The following is a 17,356-nucleotide window of genomic DNA, read 5'->3' as shown; positions in this document are numbered from 1 at the left end:
CGCCATGCAGTTGCACGAGGTCCGCGTTGCCGAGGTCTTCGACCAGGGCCATCGCCAGCGCGCGATCCGGCTGGAGCCGGTCGGCGCGGAATTGCCGGCCTTCGAGGCCGGCGCGCATGTGGACCTGCATCTGCCCGACGGCATGATCCGCCAGTACTCGATCGCCAGCGCACCGCATGTGCGCGACCACTACCTGCTGTGCGTGAAGCTGGCCGACGCCTCGCGCGGCGGCTCGCGGCATCTGTGCGAGCAGCTGAGCACCGGCGACCGCCTGCGTATCTCCACACCGCGCAACCTGTTTCCGCTGCATCCGGGCGAGCGCCACGTGCTGCTGGCCGCCGGCATCGGCATCACCCCGCTGCTGTCGATGGCCGAAGCGCTGGAAGCGCGCGGCGAACCCTTCGTGCTGCACTACTACGCCCGCCGGCACGCCGACGTGGCGTTCGGGCAGCGGCTGCAGCAGGGCTTCGCGCACGGCCAGGTGCAGGTGCATCTGAGCGACGGCGGCGAGAGCCCGCGCGTGCATGTGCCCGAGGAATTGGGCCAGGCGCGTGCGCGCGACCAGCTGTACCTGTGCGGGCCGGCCGCCTTCATGGACCACTACACGCTGCTTGCCAGGGCGCACGGCTGGACGGCGGAGCAACTGCACCGCGAACACTTCGCCGCCGCAGAGCCCGGCATCGCCCACGCTGCCGACAGCGCCTTCGAAGTGGAGCTGGCCGCCAGCGGCCGCGTGGTGCAGGTGCCGGCCGGCTGCAGCATCGCCAGCGCCCTGCTGGACGCTGGCATCGAGGTGCCGCTGTCCTGCGAGCAGGGCATGTGCGGCGCCTGCCTGACCGGCGTTCTGGCGGGCACCCCCGATCACCGCGACAGTGTGCTCAGCGACAGCGAACACGCGCAGAACCGGCAGATCACGCTGTGCTGTTCGCGTAGCCGCTCGTCGCGGCTGGTGCTGGATCTTTGAGGCGGTCTGTGTGCGGCAGACGCATATGCAGCGCTGCCGCGAGTGCGGCTATTCCCCCATGTCGATGGTCCTGCCAGTGCGATTGGTGAGCACTGCAGATGACGATGCGTTGTGCCGCCGATCGTCATGACCTGCACGCCGCCGCAGTGCATCACCCGTACATCGCGTGCCCGCTGCCAAAAGCGGCCTGGTCGCTGCAGCGCGCCTGTCTGCGCTGCGCTGGTGTGCAGCAGTAGGCCCGGCATGCCGATGTGCAGGACGCTGCGGGAGATTCGCAAGCGACGAAGCAGCGCTTGTCGATCCGCAGGCATTGCTGGTGGCGCGTTGCCTCATGTAGCACTAAGCCGCCTTGCAACCTCGCCCAGGCGTCCGCCCACCAACACGACTTTCAGCACCAGCAAAAAACCACTCCAGCGCTGGCCGTCCACCACGCATGCAAGGCATGCTTCGCATCTACCGGCGGCGTACTCGCGCCATTGCCGTTCTTTTCGAGCTTTCCATCGCATGTCCATCGTTCATCGCAGTCTGATTGTGGCGCTATGCCTGTTGTTGCCCACCGCCGCACAGGCACGCAGCCAAGCCACCCCTGCACAGCAACGCGAGCAGCAGGTGGCGCAGCTGCTGCGCACCGCCGCCGATCAGCCTGCGCAGCTGCGTGCCTGGCTGCAGGCGATGCCCAAGGGCGGCGACCTGCATAACCATCTGTCCGGTTCGGTGTATGCCGAGGACTACCTGCAGTGGGCCAGCGAAGATGGCGCCTGCGTGCAGCTGGACGACCTAAGCCTGCGCGCGCCGCCGTGTGGCAACGGCCAGGAGCCGGCACGCGACCTGGCAACGCGCAATGCCGCGCTGTATGGCCGGGTGGTGGATGCCTTGTCGATGCGCAAGTTCCTGCCCAGCCCGTCGCAACCCACCGGACACGGCCAGTTCTTCGGCACCTTCGGCAAGTTCGACGCGGTGGTGCGCGCGCGCGTTGCCGACACCGTGGCCGCGGTGCTGGAGCAGGCCGCACGCGACCGCGTGCCCTATGTGGAAATCATCGCCAACCCACCGCAGATGGATGAGGCGGCCAGACAGATGCAGTCCTTGCCCTGGAAGGGCGACGACGACGCGGCCAACCTGCGCGCCTTGCAGGATGCCTTGCCGCCGCTGGTGCAGGCCGCACAACGCGCGCTTGCCGACACCGATGCCCAGGTGCGCCGCGTGCTGCACTGCGACCAGCCCGATGCACGTCCCGGCTGCCAGGTCACCTACCGCTACGTGCCTTACGTGCTGCGCGTGTTGCCGCAGCCGATGGTGTTCGGGCAGATGGCGCTGGCGCATGCGCTGATCGCCACCGGCGGCAGCCGCGCGGTGGCGTTGAACATCGTCGCGCCCGAAGACAACCCGGTGGCGCTGGCCGATTACGCGCGGCACATGGCGATGTTCCGCTTCTTTGCCGCGCGCTATCCCGACGTGCCGCTGTCCCTGCATGCCGGCGAGCTGGCCCTGGGCCTGGTGCCGCCGGCGCAACTGCGCTCGCATATCCGCCAGGCGGTGGACGCCGGTGCGCGCCGCATCGGTCATGGCGTGGACCTGCCTTATGAAGACGACGCCGACGGCCTGCTGCAGCGCATGCGCCGCCAGCAGGTTGCGGTGGAGATCAACCTCACCAGCAACGATGTGATCCTCGGCGTCAAAGGCCCCGCACATCCGCTGGCGATGTATCTGCGCGCCGGCGTGCCGGTGGTGCTGTCCACCGACGATGCCGGCGTCTCCCGCGCGGACATGACCCACGAATATCAACGCGCGATGCAGGAACAGGGCATCGATTACCCCACGCTCAAACAGCTCGCCCGCAACGGCCTGACCTACAGCTTCCTGCCGGGCACCAGCCTGTGGGATGCCGGCGGTAACGCTGCGCAGGCCTGCGCCACTGCGTTGCAGCGCGAAACCGATGATGCTGCCTGTCGCGCATTCCGCCAGGGTAGCGAGAAGGCCCGGCTGCAATGGCAGCTGGAAACCGACCTGGCCCAGTACGAGCGCACGTTGTTGAATGCAGGAGCGCGCCAGAGCGCGAACGGGCTTTACCGGTACCCCCCCGTCGCGCGCAGGCACGCTCCTACCAACGCCCTCGCTCCATCGCCGCTGCAACGCACTCAACCTTCCATGACAAAGACGCAATGACCGACCCGCACACCTCTTCATCCAGACGCCGCGTCATTCTCGAAGACGACATCGACGGCTTCACACCCGCGCAGCTGCTGCTGTTGCAGTCGCCCGAGGTCGAGGTGTTGGGCATCAGCGCGGTCAGCGGCAACATCTGGCGCGACGAAGTGCTGGCGCATAGCTGCCGCCTGCTGGAATTGGCCGGTCACCCCGACATCCCGGTGCTGCCCGGCCCGGTGCATCCGCTGCTCAACAGCGAACTGGCCACCGAGCGTTGGGAAGCGCTCTACGGCAAGCTGGTCTGGAAAGGTGCCTGGACCAGGCACTGGGTGGATGGCGACACCGTGCAAAGCGCGCCGCGTTATCACGCCCACGACGTGGTGCCCGACCTGCCGTTGGGCAATCCCAGCGTGGTGCGCGCGTCCGACGAGCCGGCCGCGTTGTTCATGCTGCGCATGGTGCGCCAGTATCCGGGCGAGGTGAGCATCATTGCCACCGGCCCGTTGACCAATCTGGCGCTTGCGCAATCGCTGGATCCGGCCTTCGCCACGCTGGCACGTGAGCTGGTCTACATGGGCGGCAGCCTCAACCCACGCCAGCAACGCAACAGCATCAGCGCGCAGCAGTTCGCACGCGAATTCGTCAACTCGCCACGCCGCGAATTCAATATCCGCTGGGATCCGGAAGCGGCCAGCATCGTCATGCGCGCCCCCTGGCGCAGGATCACCATGGTGCCGGTGGATCCATCGACCGCGACCGAACTCACGCCCGACCTGCTGGCGCGCATGAGCGCGGCCGATACCAGCATCGGCCATGCCTTGCGCCGCCGCGAACCGGGTTTTCCGATGTGGGACGAGCTGGCCACCGCGGTATGGCTGCGGCCCGAACTGGCGACACGGACCGAGACGCTCTACGTCGATACCAACACCGCCTTCGATGCCGGCTACGGCGACATCCTGTCGTGGGCACCCGGTTATCAACCGGGCCTGGGCGAGCAGGCGCAGACCGTGGTGCACGCGGTGGACATCGAAGCGTTCGAACAACTGCTGGTAGACCATCTCACCGCGCCGCAACCACCAGCAGTCGGCCTGTCGCTCCCCCTCTCCCCTCGGGAGAAGCTGCCCGAGGCGCGGATGAGGCTGCGGCGTCCCAATCCCGACTCCCAACGAGCGAATCCCCGCTCCCAATCAGGTGACCCCATGCAACTCCCAGCGCAGTGGCAGGCCGGCATCGATCGCAATACCGAGGTCCTGCGTGGCCACGCGCAGCTGCTCGCCAGCTTCAACGCGCCGCGCCCCGCCGCACCGGACACCACCACGCCGCGCGGGCTGATCGCCTCCATCGTCAGCACCACCCGCAGCCAGCCCCCCCTGGCTGCACGCCTTGCCACCCAGACGCTCACGCGCATCAACCAGGCCAACGACAGCCTGCGCGCGATCACCCGCCTGCTGCCCGCACGCGCCGCCGCCGATGCCGCGCGCGTGCAGGCCGCGCTGGCCGGCGGCAGCGACGGCGGTGCCTTGGCCGGCGTGCCGTTCGTGGTCAAGGATCTGTTCGACGTCGCCGGCCAGGTCACCACCGCTGGCGCGGTCATGCGCGCGCAGTGCGCGCCCGCCAGCCGCGATGCGGCCGTGGTGCAACGGCTGAGCGATGCCGGCGCGGTGCTGGTCGGCACCGCCAACATGGACGAATTCGCCTATGGCTTCGCCACCGTCAACGCGCACTACGGCACCACCGCCAACCCGCACGATCACCGTCATCTGGCCGGTGGCTCCTCGGGCGGCTCGGCCGCCGCGGTGGCCGCCGGGCTGGTGCCGTTCGCGCTGGGCTCGGACACCAACGGCTCCATCCGCGTCCCGGCCGCGCTGTGCGGCGTGTATGGCCTGCGTCCCACACACGGCGCATTGCCGCTGGATGGCGTGTTCGGCTTCGTCGATGCGCTGGATGTGGTCGGCCCGTTCGCCAGCTCCATCGCCGACCTGCGCCGCGTCCATGAAGTCATGCTCGGTCAGCCGCTGGCGTCGTGCAATGCCGGCAGCCTGCGCATCGCCCGCCTGGGCGGCTGGTTCCAGCGCAACCTGGATCCCGAGCTGGATGCCGGCCTCGGCACGTTGCTGACCGCCTGCAACAGCAACACCCTCATCGAATTACCCGAAGCAGAACGCGCCCGCGCCGCCGCCTTCGTGCTCACCGCCGCCGAGGGCGGCCACCGCCATCGCGCCGGCCTGAGCACGCAGGCCGAGCGGTTCGACCCGGCCACCCGCGACCGCCTGCTCGCCGGCCTGCAACTGCCAGCCAGCGCGGTGGCCGATGCGCACCGCTTCGCGCAGTGGTTTGGCGCCGCCATGCAGCGCCTCTGGGACGAGGTGGATGTGTTAATCGCGCCGGCCACACCCTGCGTGGCACCGCGCATCGACCAGGACACCATCCAGATCGACGGCCTGCCGGTGTCCGCACGCGCCAACCTGGGAATCTTCACCCAGCCGCTCGGCCTGGCCGCCTGCCCGGTGCTGGCCGCGCCGTTGCCGCGCCCCGGTCGCCTGCCGTTGGGTGTGCAGCTGATTGCCGCACCCGGCCGCGAAGACCGCCTGTTCGCGCTCGCCGCGCAACTCGAACGCGACGGCCTGCTGGCCTTCAGCCCACCGGCGGAGACACGCTGATGCTGCACACCTTGCGCGCACGCTGCGGCATGGTCGTGGCCCCGCACCATCTGGCCGCACAGGCCGGGCGCGATGTGCTGCGCGACGGCGGCAATGCCATCGAAGCGGCCGTCGCCACCGCCGCCTGCCTGGCCGTGGTCTACCCGCACATGACCGGTATCGGTGGCGACGGCTTCTGGCTGATCCACGATCCCGACGGCCGCGTGCACGCCATCGACGCCTGCGGCCGTGCCGCACAGGCTGCAACACTGGAGTTCTATCGCGGCCACAGCAGCATTCCGTGGCGCGGCCCGGGCGCGGCCAATACCGTCGCCGGCACCGTCGCCGGCTGGGCGCTTGCCCTGCAGCACGCAGGCGGCGGCCTGTCGCTGCAGCGCCTGTTGCAGGACGCCATCCACCACGCCAGCGCCGGCGTGCCGGTGACGCTGGGCGGTGCGCACATCGCTGCCAGCAAGGGGGCCGAGCTGCGCGTGCAACCCGGTGCCTACGCGGACATCTTCGAACCCCACGGCACGCCGCTGCACGAAGGCGCACTGCTGTATCAGACGCAGCTCGCACACACCCTGCAACGGCTGGCCGACCACGGCCTGGACAGTTTCTATCGCGGCGCATTGGCCGACGACATCGCCGCCGACCTGCAGGCGCTCGGCAGCCCGCTACGCGCGCACGATCTTGCTAGCCACCACGCCGACGCCAGCGTACCGCTCTCGGTCGCCATCCACGGTGCACGCCTCTACAACCACGCACCGCCCACGCAAGGCCTGGCCTCGCTGCTGATCCTTGCCCTGTTCGATCGCCTGCAGGTCGCACAGCCCGACAGCTATGCGCACCTCCACGGCCTGATCGAAGCCAGCAAACAGGCTTTCCTGATCCGCGACGCACACCTCGGCGACCCCGACTGGATGACGCTGGACGCACAGGCGCTGCTCGATGACAGTGGCGCACTCGATGCGCTCGCCGCACGCATCGACATGCGCAGCGCGCTCCCCTGGCCGCAGCCCTCGCAGGCCGGCGACACCGTCTGGTTCGGCGCCATCGACGCGCACGGCCGCGCGGTCAGCTGCATCCAGTCCACCTATTTCGAATTCGGCTCCGGCCTGGTGCTGCCGCGCACCGGCATCACCTGGCAAAACCGCGGCTGCAGTTTCCGCCTCGCCCCCGACGGCTGGAACGCACTCGCCCCGGGCCGCAAACCCTTCCACACCCTCAACCCGGCGCTGGCCACCTTCGACGACGGCCGCGTCATGGCCTACGGCACCATGGGTGGCGAAGGCCAGCCACAAACCCAGGCGGCGATCTTCTCCCGCTACGCGCGTTTCGGCGTGCCGCTGCAACAGGCCATCACCGCACCACGCTGGCTGCTTGGCCGCACCTGGGGCGAAGACAGCACGTCACTCAAGCTGGAAGACCGCTTCGATCCGGCACTGGTGCAGGCACTGCGCGATGCCGGGCATGCGGTGGACCTGTTGCCCGCCTACAGCTCGGTGATGGGACACGCAGGCGCGCTGGTGCGCGAGGCCGATGGCGTGATCAGCGGGGCAAGCGATCCGCGATCCGATGGTGCGGTGGCTGGGTGGTGATGGTTGGGGCGTGATGATGCTTGCTGCGCCTGCGTGGTGACGGGCAGGCATCCCTGCCCGCCGATCAGGCGATCGGGTCAGAGCGTGCTTGCACCCCAGCACCGGCTAGCGCGCAGGACCGAGAGTCCAGCCAGTTGCAGGCCGACAAGGTGAACATGTCATAGACTCTGGCCATGCTCTCCAAGGCGACGATGGCGGACTCAACCACGCCGTTCACCGGACAGGACGCACCTGCTTTCTTGGGCATGCATGGCGATGGGTAAGCTACGTCGCCGTGCTTATTTCGACAGACGCATCAACCCTTCCACCAAGGAGAGCCATATGACAGAGCAAGAAGACAACCAACCGAGCCTGGAAGACGTCAAGCTGGCGTTCGACGGCCAGAGCCTGGATTGGTATCTGCAGAAGCTGGTCGCAACCGTCAACAGCTCGAACGTGCAGTTCGGCATCACGCTGTTTGTCGAGGGCATCATCGTGTCCGGCCAGCTGGTCAGCGGCAAGCAGTACTTTGAGGCGTTTGCGCAGGAATTCTCTGCCGCCTACCCCGGCGATGCCGAGGAAAAAGAGGATATCCGTCGTGCGTTTGCCAGCCACGCCAGCATTTACGACACCGAGGAAGATGCGCAGCAAAGCAGCCGGCCGCCGCAGTTCATTCACCTGATCGACTCGCGTTGCTTCTCGCCCGGCGGCCAGCCCCTGCCCAGCAACCGTGGTGTGCTCTGGCGCGGCAAGGTCAATGCCGTGTCCGGCTTCACCCTGGGATCGCTGTCGGCCGATTGAGCCTGACAAGTTCCGCGTTGGTGTGAGGTGCTCGTCATCTCACATCGGACTGTTGGAGATAACGCCAGGAGTCCGCCACGACGGCACAACAGCCACACGCGCTTGCGCTTGCTGACAACGGTGCGCTCGCCAACGTCTTCCGTTGTCTCTCGGCATCGGACCGGCGCTGCTCGATGGCAGCAGCACCGGCCATGCGGCAATACCTACGCAGACACCTTGGGTGTGCGCCGCGAGAGGGAGCCAAGCACTGCCTCTGGCGTCGTTGCGTGGCACGGGCCGACGTCCGCGCAATGCGCGCCGCATCGTGCGATCGCCATCCCTCACGGCTGTAAGCGATCGCCACGCCCTGCAACCAGTGACGAGGCCAGCAGCAACACGCTGGCACCGACAAAGGTGGCGCCGATCGACACATGATCCAGCAGCACGCCGCCTGCGGCCCCGCCCAGCATGATGGAGAGCTGGATTGCGGCAACCATCAGGCCGCCGCCGCTCTCCGGTGCGTCCTTGACGCAGCGGCTCAACCAGGTGGACCAGGCCACCGGCATCGCCGCGTTGAGCGTCCCCCAGGCAATCATCGCCACGGCCACGGCCCGCACGAGGTGACCGGCCAGCAGCATGCTGATGGTCGCTACACCCAGCGCGACCGGCAGCACGCTGAGCAGGGTGAACAAGCGCTTCGGCACCAACGCGGTGGCGGCATAGGTACCGACGAATCCGGCCAGGCCCAGGCCGAGCAGCAGCAACGACAGTTGCGACACATCGACCTGCGCAACGGTTTCCAGAAACGGGCGAAAGTAGGTGAACGCAGAAAACGCACCGGCAAATCCGAGCATCACCGCGAGCATGGCGCGCGCCACATAGCGACGCTTCAACAAGGTGACGATGCCACCCAGCGAAGTTGTGCCTTGCGCAGGCATCGATGGCAGGCTGCGCCATTGCCAGGCGATGGTCAGCGCAACCAACGGCAACATGCCCCAGAACACCCCGCGCCAGCCGATGGTGGCGCCCAGATAGCTGCCCAATGGCGCGGCGAATGCAGCAGCGACTGCGTTACCAATAAATATGATGCCCAAGGCCTTGGGCACCGCATGCTCGGGCATGATGCGCATCACCGTGGCGGTGGACAATGCCCAGAAGCCGCCGATGGTGATGCCGAGCAGCGCACGCGCCACCATCAACATGCCGAAGCTGTGCGCATTGGCGATCAACAGCAGCGACAACAGCATCACCCCGGTCAGGGCGATCAACACATGGCGCCGGTTGAAGCGCGACGACAGCGGTGCGATCAGCAGGCTGGCGACCACCGCGAACAGGCCGGAGATCGAGATCGCCTGGCCGGCCATGCCGGCACTGGCGTGCAGATCGGCGGCGATCGGCGTGAGCAGGCTGACCGGCATGAACTCGGAGGCGATCAGCAGCGCAACGCAGAGCGACATCGAGCCGACCGCGCTCCAGGTCTGGCGGGTTGCGGCGGGTGCGGCGCGCGAGGATGGATCGGTAGCGAGCGAACTGGCTTGCATGTGGGGCCTTTGTGCGAAGTGGAATGCGAGACGAACGCCACGCCGCAAGCGCGCTGACGCCGCGCTCGATCGCGAACCTGGTGTTCGGAGGGGATGCGCCGCAGGCAGCGATGCACTGCATCGACCTGTCAGCGCAGCGACGCACGACGGGCGCAATGCAGCAACGGGCGCTGCGGCTCGGGCGTGTGCGTGTCTGGATGTGCTGCAGCTTACGCAGGCCGTGAACAGCGATAAAGATGGCGGATGCGCACGGGCTTATGAAGCCCGCTCATCAACCACTTGCCTGCGTCGAGCGCCTCTGCCTGGCGCGGACCCTCAACCCTTGTAGCGCAGCGCATCCACGACGAGGTTGAAGGCGGACGAGGAATGGCGGCGGCTGGGATAGAACGCGTGCAAGCCCGGCCAGGTCGGCGACCAGTCCTTCATCACCCAGCGCAGCCGTCCGGCCTTGATATGCGGGCGCGCCAGATCCTCCTGCACGAACGCGATGCCGAAGCCATCCACCGCCGCGTCCAGCGCTTCGTAGGTGCCGTTGAAGGTCAGCTGGCCATCCACGCGCACGATGACTTCGCGGCCGTCCTTTTCCAGCTCCCAGGCGTAGATGCCACCGGCGGTCTTCATGCGCAGGTTGATGCAGCTGTGCGCGGTGAGGTCCTGCGGCGTCTTGGGGATGGGCCGACGCGCGAAATAGGACGGCGCGGCGACGATGGCCATGCGCATGTCCGGCGCGATGCGCGCGGCGATCATGTCCTTTTCCACCTGGTCGCCCAGCCGTACGCCCAGGTCGTAGCGGTCGGCGACGATGTCGGTCAGGCCGTTGTCGACCACGATCTCGACCTTGATCTCCGGGTAGTCGCGCAGCAGCCTGGACAGCTTGGGCCACAGGATCGCGCGCGCGGCGTAGTCGGTAGCGGTGATGCGCACGGTGCCTGCGGGTGTGTCGCGCATTTCGCCGAGCGCAGACAGCGCCTCTTCGATTTCGGCAAAGCGCGGCGCCACCGTCTGGATCAGCCGCTCGCCGGCTTCGGTGGGCGCCACGCTGCGCGTGGTGCGGGTCAGCAGGCGCAGACCCAGCGTCGCTTCCAGCCCGCGGATGGTGTGACTCAGCGCCGACTGCGAAACGCCCAGCTTGGCGGCAGCGCGGGTAAAGCTGCCCTCGCGAACGATGGCGATCAGCGCCAGCAGGTCCTTGAAGTTGTCGCGCGCCATTGGTGAATCTCTTTCATGGAATCCACATGACTGTAGCAGCCGGTGAAAAAGGAATCCCAAAGCCCCGCTCTTGCGGGAGAGGGGTTGGGGTGAGGGTACGGCTGCTCAGCTATCTCGACGCTGCCGCACCCGCATCCGTCCTTCGGGCAGCTTCTCCCGGAGGGAGATGGAACAACGCCGGCCACAAACTGCCCGTCGCATTTTTTGCAACGCCCGACCCTAAAAAAACCGCTTTGGGGTGACGGGACCGGTTCGTATAGTCGATTCGACGGCCGTCGCCGGCCGCGCCAGCACCTGATGCCATTGCTGCGAGGCGATCAACGTCGGCGATATCCGGCCCCTTTCCACACCGCCTGCGGAGGCTCCATGCATCAGTCCCTGTCGCATCGCGGTCCTGGCAGCTGCGTTGAAACAACACCCCAGCACGGCCCCCGATGCTGAGCGCGCAACGCCGCTCACCCGTCCACAGCTCGGGCGCACGCGCGGTCGACCGCTGCGACGCCCTGGGTGTTACGCCCTACAGCGACACGCCCGGCGGGCTGTTCCGCGCCTGGCTCAGCCCGGCGCATCGCGCCGCCGTCGCACAGGTGGGCGAATGGATGCGCCAGGCCGGCATGCAGGTGCGTCTGGACGCAGCGGCCAACCTGATCGGGCGTTACGAAGGCGCGCATGCCGACGCACCGGCGCTGCTGATCGGCAGCCATCTGGACAGCGTGCGCGATGCCGGGCGTTATGACGGCCCGCTCGGCATCCTGCTTGGCATCGAATGCGTCGCCGCGCTGCACGCCCAAGGGCGGCGCCTGCCGTTCGCGATTGAGGTGATCGCCTTCGGCGATGAGGAAGGGTCGCGCTTTCCTGCCTCGATGTTCTGCAGCCGCGCAGTCGCCGGCACGCTCGACCCCGCCACGCTGGCGGTCACCGACGCGGCCGGCACCGACGTGGCCAGCGCGCTAGCCGACTGGGATCTGGACATCGCGCACCTACAACACGCCGCACGCGCGCCCGGCAGCGTGCTTGCCTATCTGGAAACCCACATCGAACAAGGCCCGGTGCTGGAAGCCGAAGGCCTGCCGGTCGGCATCGTCACCGCGATCGCCGCGCAGCGGCGCTTTGCCCTGCGCTTCGACGGCCGCGCCGGCCACGCCGGCACCACCACCATGGCCTTGCGTCGCGATGCATTGAGCGCCGCTGCGGAGGCCCTGCTGGCGATCGAAGGGATTGCACGCGCCGGCAGCGACGACCTGGTCGCCACGGTCGGCAAGCTGCAGGTCGCACCCGGTGCCACCAACGTGGTGCCCGGCCGGGTGGACTGCACGCTGGACGTGCGTGCCGGCGACGATGCAACGCGCGATGCGGCAGTGCTGGAAATCGAACGCGCACTGGCCCGTATCAGCAAAACCCGCAACATCGCCATCGCCATCGACCCATTGCAGACGCTGGCCGCCAGCCCCTGCGCACCGGCACTGATGACCCGTCTGCAACACGCAGTCGCCGCACAAGGCGTCGCGCCGCGCCAGTTGGTGTCCGGCGCCGGCCACGATGCGATGGTGATGGCTGCGCTCTGCCCCACCGCGATGCTGTTCGTGCGCTGCGCCGGCGGCATCAGCCATCATCCGGACGAACACGTGGCCCCGGCCGATGCCGAGCTCGCACTGGCGGTCATGCGCCACTTCATCGAACACCTGGGAGATCCCCTTGTCACCTGATCTGCGTCACCTGCATACCTTCGGCGAGCTCGATCCCCCGCAACGGCTGCTGATGGGCCCGGGCCCGGTCAATGCGCATCCGCGCGTGCTGCGCGCGATGGCCGCCGATCTGCTCGGCCAGTTCGATCCGGAAATGACCACCTACATGAACGAGGTGATGGCGCTGTACCGGCCGCTGTTCGGCACCGAGAATCGCTGGACGTTTCTGGTCGACGGCACCGCACGCGCCGGCATCGAGGCGGCGCTGGTGTCGCTGGTCAGCCCGGGCGACCGCGTGCTGGTGATCAACTTCGGCCGCTTCGGCCTGCTGCTCACCGAGATCCTGGGCCGGCTCGGTGCCGACGTGCACACCGTGGATGCGCCCTGGGGCGAGGTGGTGTCGCTTGCTGCAATCGCCGAGGCGATCGAGCGCGTGGCACCCAAATTGGTCGCTACCGTGCACGGCGACACCTCCACCACCATGGCCCAGCCGCTGGATGGCCTCGGCGCGCTGTGCCGCGCGGCCGGCGCGCTGAGTTACGTCGATGCCACCGCCACCATCGGCGGCATGCCCATCGCCAGCGATCGCTGGGACGTGGACGTGGTCACCGGCGGGCTGCAGAAATGCCTGGGCGGGCCGTCCGGCTCGGCGCCGATCACCGTCTCCGACGCGGCGGCCGAGGCGATCTTCGCGCGTCGCCATGTCGAGCGCGGCATCGTGCGCGAGGACATCGTCAATGGCAGCGGGCCGCGCATCGCCTCGAATTATTTCGATCTGGCGATGATCATGGATTACTGGTCGGACAAGCGCCTCAATCACCACACCGAAGCCACCACCATGTTGTACGGCGCCCGCGAATGCGCGCGCGTGGCGCTGCAGGAAGGCCTGGACGCCCGCTTCGCCCGCCACGCTGCCGCCGGGCGTGCGGTGAGTGCCGGCATCCGCGCGCTGGGGCTGGAGGTGTTCGGCGACGATGCGCACCGCATGACCAACGTCACCGGCGTGGTGATTCCGCACGGCATCGACAGCGATGCGGTGCGCCGGCGCATGCGCGAGGATTTCGAGATCGAGATCGGTACCGCGTTCGGGCCGTTGCAGGGCAGGATCTGGCGTATCGGCGCGATGGGCTACAACGCGATGAAGCACAAGGTGCTGATCACCCTGGCCGCGCTGGAAGCGGTGCTGCGCGCCGAAGGCTACGCCTGCACACCAGGGCTGGCGGTGGAAGCCGCACTGGCGGCCTGGCACGCGGAGCCGCAGGCATGAACACGGCGCGCGACCTGGTCGGCTATGGCGCCACCCCGCCTGCGGCGCAGTGGCCCGGTGGCGCGCGCATCGCAGTGCAGTTCGTCATCAATTACGAAGAGGGCGCGGAAAACTGCGTGCTCAACGGCGATGCCGGCTCGGAAGCCTTCCTGTCGGAGATGGTCGGCACGCAAGCGCAGCCCGGCGCGCGTGCCATGGCGATGGAAAGCCTGTACGAATACGGCAGCCGTGCCGGCTTCTGGCGGCTGCACCGGCTGTTCACTGCGCGCAATGTGCCGGTGACCGTATTCGGCGTGTCGCAGGCGCTGGCCTCCAATCCCGAAGCGGTCGCCGCGATGCAGGCCGCCGACTGGGAGATCGCCAGCCACGGCCTGCGCTGGATCGATTACCAGCATGTGGATGAAGCCACCGAGCGTGCGCATATCGCCGAAGCCATCGCCGTGCACACCCGCGCCACCGGCAGCCGCCCGCTCGGCTGGTACCAGGGCCGCACCAGCCCCAACACCGCGCGGCTGGTCGCCGAGGAAGGCGGCTTTGTCTACGATGCCGACAGCTACGCCGACGATGTGCCGTACTACGACCACCGGCACGGCCGTGCGCAGTTGATCGTGCCGTACACGCTGGACGCCAATGACATGAAATTCGTCGCCTACAACGGCTTTGCCGATGGCGAGCCGTTCTTCCGCTATCTGCGCGATGGCTTCGAGCAACTGCGCAGCGAAGGCGGGCGCATGCTGTCGGTCGGCCTGCACGGGCGCATCGTCGGCAAGCCGGCGCGCGCGGCGGCCCTGGCACGTTTCGTCGATCACGTGTTGGCCAGCGGCGATGCCTGGATTGCGCGCCGCATCGATATTGCGCGGCATTGGCTGCAGGTCCATCCGGCATGAGCATCGACACAGCCGACATCGACCTGCCCGAGGTGATCGCGCAAGTGACCGCCGCCTTCCATGCCTACGAACAGGCCCTGATGGACGACGACATCGCCGCAATGGATGCGCTGTTCCACCCGGCACCCAGCACGGTCCGCTACGGCGTGGGCGAGGTGCTGTACGGCATCGAGGCGATCCGCGCCTTCCGCATCGGCCGCGGCGGCTCGCCACAGCGCCAGCTCGCACATGTTGAAGTGCATGGCTTCGGCCACGACTTCGCCACCACGCATGCAGAATTTATCCGCGACGGCAGCAGCGCGCGCGGCCGCCAGAGCCAGAGCTGGGTGCGTTTTGCCGACGGCTGGAAAGTGGTGGCCGCGCATGTCTCGCTGCAGGGGACGCATGCATGAGCGTGATCGACGACAGCGTGCTGGACGATGCCGCCTTCGTGGCGCGCTACCGCGAGCTGTTCGAGCATTCGCCGTGGGTGGTCGAACGCGCTGCACGGCGGCGTCCGTTCGCCGATGTGTACCGCGGGCTGATGCAGGTGGTGTTCGACGCGTCGCAGGAAGACCAGGTTGCGTTGATCCGCGCGCATCCGGAGCTGGCGGGCAAGGCGGCGATCGACCGCACGCTCACCGCCGCGTCGGCCGCCGAGCAGGCCTCGGCCGGATTGGACCGGCTCAGCGAAGCCGAATTCAAGCGCTTCCACGCGCTCAATCAGGCCTATCGCCATCGCTTCGGATTTCCGTTCGTGATCTGTGTGCGGCTGCACGACAAGGCCGGCATCCTCGCCGCACTGGAACACCGGCTGGATGCCTCGCGCAGCGAAGAACTGTCCACCGCCCTCGCCGAGATCGGCAAGATCGTGCAACTGCGCCTGGAGGCACTGCCATGAGCCTGGCCCAACTCGAACGCGAGCTCCACCACGACCTGCAACGCCTGGCCCACGGCGGCGATGCCTGGACGCAGCCGCGCGTGCATCCGGCAGGGCATGTGTATGACGTGGTCATCGTCGGCGCCGGCCAGAGCGGCCTGGGCGCGGCGTTCGCACTGCAACGCGAGCGCGTGCACAACCTGCTGGTCATCGATGAGAACCCGGCCGGGCAGGAAGGCCCGTGGGTGACCTACGCGCGCATGCAGACCTTGCGCACGCCCAAGCAGATCACCTCGATCGACCTGGGCGTGCCATCGCTGACCTTTCGCGCCTGGTGGGAGGCGCAACACGGCGGCGCCGGCTGGGACGCGCTGGACAAGATCCCGCGCGGCAGCTGGATGGACTACCTGCGCTGGTACCGCGCGGTGCTGCGCCTGCCGGTGCGCAATGCCACGCGGCTGGCGCGGGTGGAACCGGACGTGGCGCCGGGCATCCATCGCCTGCATCTGGCGATGGGCGCGCCGCTGCTGACGCGCAAGCTGATCCTGGCCACCGGCATCCAGGGCGGCGGCCAGTGGATGGTGCCGGACTGGATCAGCGGCGCCCTGCCCGCACAGCGCTATGCGCATACCTCCGGCCACATCGACTTCGCCGCGCTGGCCGGCAAGCGCGTGGGCATCCTGGGCGGTGGCGCCTCCGCGTTCGACAACGCCTGTTTCGCGCTGGATCAAGGCGTCGCCAGTGCCGAGGTGTTCGTGCGCCGCAGCGCATTGCCGCGCATCAATCCATTCCGCCACATGGAACAGGCCGGCATCATCCCGCGCTTTCTGACGCTGCCGGATGCGGACAAGTACCGGATGATGGCCAGCTTCTTCGCACACAACCAGCCGCCGACCAACGACACCTTCCAGCGTGCCTGCGCGCATGCCGGCTTCGCGCTGCACCTGGGCGCGCCATGGCTGGAGGTGGCCGAGCGCGATGGCGAGGTGGTGGTGCGCACGCCACAGGGCGAGCACCGCTTCGATTTTCTGGCCGTTGCCACCGGCCTGGTCACCGACCCGCAACTGCGCCCGGAACTGGCCGCGCTGTCCGGGCGCATCGCCTGCTGGGGCGACCGCTACCAGCCGCCGCCGGGCCAGGCCAATCCGGTGCTGGATGCGCATCCCTACCTGGGCCCGGGCTTCGAACTGCTGCCGCGCACGCCCGACGATGCCGCGCTGCTGCACGGTTTGTTCGCCTTCAACTATTCGGCGCTGATCAACCACGGCCCGTCGGCGGCGGCGCTGTCCGGGCTCAAGGTCGCGCTGCCGCGGCTGGCCCGCGCGGTGGCCGACCAGCTGTTCCTGGACGACCGCCAGGCCATCGTCGACAGCTATCTGGCTTACGACCAGCCCGAGTTCGTCGGCCAATGGCCGCAACCGACCCAGGCGGTGGCATGAGCACGCTGTCCACCCACGTGCTGGATACGGCCACGGGCCGCCCCGCCGCCGGCATCGCCTTGCGCCTGTTCGCCGGCGCCACGCTGCACTTCGACGGGGTCACCAACCAGGACGGGCGCTGCCCCGAACTGGCCGCGCTCACGCTGCAACCCGGCCGCTACCGGCTGGAATTCGAGGTGGCCGGCTATTGGCGGGCCGCCGGCACCGCACTGCCCGACCCACCCTTCCTGGAACAGGTGCCGATCGCGTTCGGCATCGCCGACGACGGCCATTACCACGTGCCGCTGCTGCTCTCGCCGTACGGGTATTCCACCTATCGCGGCAGCTGAGCGGCCGCCGGTTCGGCGACAGATCGGCG

Annotated in this window: 13 protein-coding genes and 2 pseudogenes; 13 read left to right on the top strand and 2 right to left on the bottom strand. The window is 68.2% G+C overall.

Annotated elements, in window-relative coordinates:
• Window positions 1-4 precede the first annotated feature (4 nt).
• The 6 genes and pseudogenes from AC06DU_RS01585 to gvpU all read left to right on the top strand — a co-directional run bounded on the left by AC06DU_RS01585 (window position 5) and on the right by gvpU (window position 8,132).
• Window positions 5-964, top strand: a complete 960-nt coding sequence (locus tag AC06DU_RS01585) for a PDR/VanB family oxidoreductase (protein WP_478203364.1) — start codon at window positions 5-7, stop codon at window positions 962-964.
• A gap of 504 nt (window positions 965-1,468) precedes the next feature.
• A pseudogene (locus tag AC06DU_RS01580) lies at window positions 1,469-2,998 on the top strand (adenosine deaminase family protein); the annotation flags it as partial.
• Between the two features lie 128 nt (window positions 2,999-3,126).
• Window positions 3,127-4,221, top strand: a pseudogene (locus AC06DU_RS01575) (nucleoside hydrolase); the annotation flags it as partial.
• 90 nt (window positions 4,222-4,311) lie between these two features.
• Complete coding sequence (locus tag AC06DU_RS01570; RefSeq protein ID WP_167708232.1) at window positions 4,312-5,772, top strand: AtzE family amidohydrolase; 1,461 nt, start codon at window positions 4,312-4,314, stop codon at window positions 5,770-5,772.
• Window positions 5,772-7,352: a gamma-glutamyltransferase family protein gene (locus AC06DU_RS01565; protein ID WP_478203363.1), complete on the top strand. Its 1,581-nt coding sequence runs from the start codon at window positions 5,772-5,774 to the stop codon at window positions 7,350-7,352. Before AC06DU_RS01570 ends, AC06DU_RS01565 begins: the two co-directional genes overlap by 1 nt.
• Window positions 7,353-7,673: 321 nt before the next feature.
• Window positions 7,674-8,132, top strand: a complete 459-nt coding sequence (gene gvpU / locus AC06DU_RS01560) for a gas vesicle accessory protein GvpU (protein WP_024939820.1) — start codon at window positions 7,674-7,676, stop codon at window positions 8,130-8,132.
• Between the two features lie 320 nt (window positions 8,133-8,452).
• Here gvpU and AC06DU_RS01555 read toward each other — a convergent pair whose 3' ends face one another.
• Together AC06DU_RS01555 and AC06DU_RS01550 are read right to left on the bottom strand one after the other, a co-directional pair.
• Entirely contained in the window at window positions 8,453-9,652 is a 1,200-nt protein-coding gene (locus tag AC06DU_RS01555) for an MFS transporter (RefSeq protein WP_478203361.1), read from the bottom strand.
• Window positions 9,653-9,967: 315 nt separating this feature from the next.
• Window positions 9,968-10,861 carry a LysR family transcriptional regulator gene (locus tag AC06DU_RS01550; protein WP_024939822.1) on the bottom strand — a complete coding sequence of 298 codons (894 nt, stop codon included), beginning with the start codon at window positions 10,859-10,861 and terminating at the stop codon, window positions 9,968-9,970.
• Between the two features lie 434 nt (window positions 10,862-11,295).
• On the opposite strand from AC06DU_RS01550, the gene AC06DU_RS01545 reads away from it, so the two are divergent.
• Genes AC06DU_RS01545 through uraH form a run of 7 tightly spaced genes read left to right on the top strand, consistent with a single transcriptional unit; the run spans window position 11,296 to window position 17,327 of the window.
• A complete protein-coding gene (locus tag AC06DU_RS01545; protein ID WP_104609027.1) occupies window positions 11,296-12,567 on the top strand; it encodes an allantoate amidohydrolase in 1,272 nt (423 codons plus the stop codon).
• Window positions 12,557-13,813: a pyridoxal-phosphate-dependent aminotransferase family protein gene (locus tag AC06DU_RS01540; RefSeq protein WP_435012368.1), complete on the top strand. Its 1,257-nt coding sequence runs from the start codon at window positions 12,557-12,559 to the stop codon at window positions 13,811-13,813. The genes AC06DU_RS01545 and AC06DU_RS01540 overlap by 11 nt, the downstream gene beginning before the upstream one ends.
• On the top strand, window positions 13,810-14,700 hold the full coding sequence (gene puuE, locus AC06DU_RS01535) for an allantoinase PuuE (protein WP_104543825.1): 891 nt from the start codon (window positions 13,810-13,812) through the stop codon (window positions 14,698-14,700). Before AC06DU_RS01540 ends, puuE begins: the two co-directional genes overlap by 4 nt.
• Window positions 14,697-15,092, top strand: a complete 396-nt coding sequence (gene hpxZ, locus AC06DU_RS01530; protein WP_102250850.1) for an oxalurate catabolism protein HpxZ — start codon at window positions 14,697-14,699, stop codon at window positions 15,090-15,092. The genes puuE and hpxZ overlap by 4 nt, the downstream gene beginning before the upstream one ends.
• Window positions 15,089-15,580, top strand: a complete 492-nt coding sequence (gene uraD / locus AC06DU_RS01525; RefSeq protein ID WP_478203359.1) for a 2-oxo-4-hydroxy-4-carboxy-5-ureidoimidazoline decarboxylase — start codon at window positions 15,089-15,091, stop codon at window positions 15,578-15,580. Before hpxZ ends, uraD begins: the two co-directional genes overlap by 4 nt.
• On the top strand, window positions 15,577-16,998 hold the full coding sequence (gene hpyO, locus AC06DU_RS01520) for an FAD-dependent urate hydroxylase HpyO (RefSeq protein WP_104593687.1): 1,422 nt from the start codon (window positions 15,577-15,579) through the stop codon (window positions 16,996-16,998). The genes uraD and hpyO overlap by 4 nt, the downstream gene beginning before the upstream one ends.
• A complete protein-coding gene (gene uraH / locus AC06DU_RS01515) occupies window positions 16,968-17,327 on the top strand; it encodes a hydroxyisourate hydrolase (protein ID WP_016901422.1) in 360 nt (119 codons plus the stop codon). The genes hpyO and uraH overlap by 31 nt, the downstream gene beginning before the upstream one ends.
• The last annotated feature ends 29 nt before the right edge of the window (window positions 17,328-17,356 follow it).

It is taken from the genome of Xanthomonas sp. NCPPB 3200, assembly GCF_056393585.1.
This window is presented reverse-complemented; position numbering and strand designations above follow the sequence as displayed.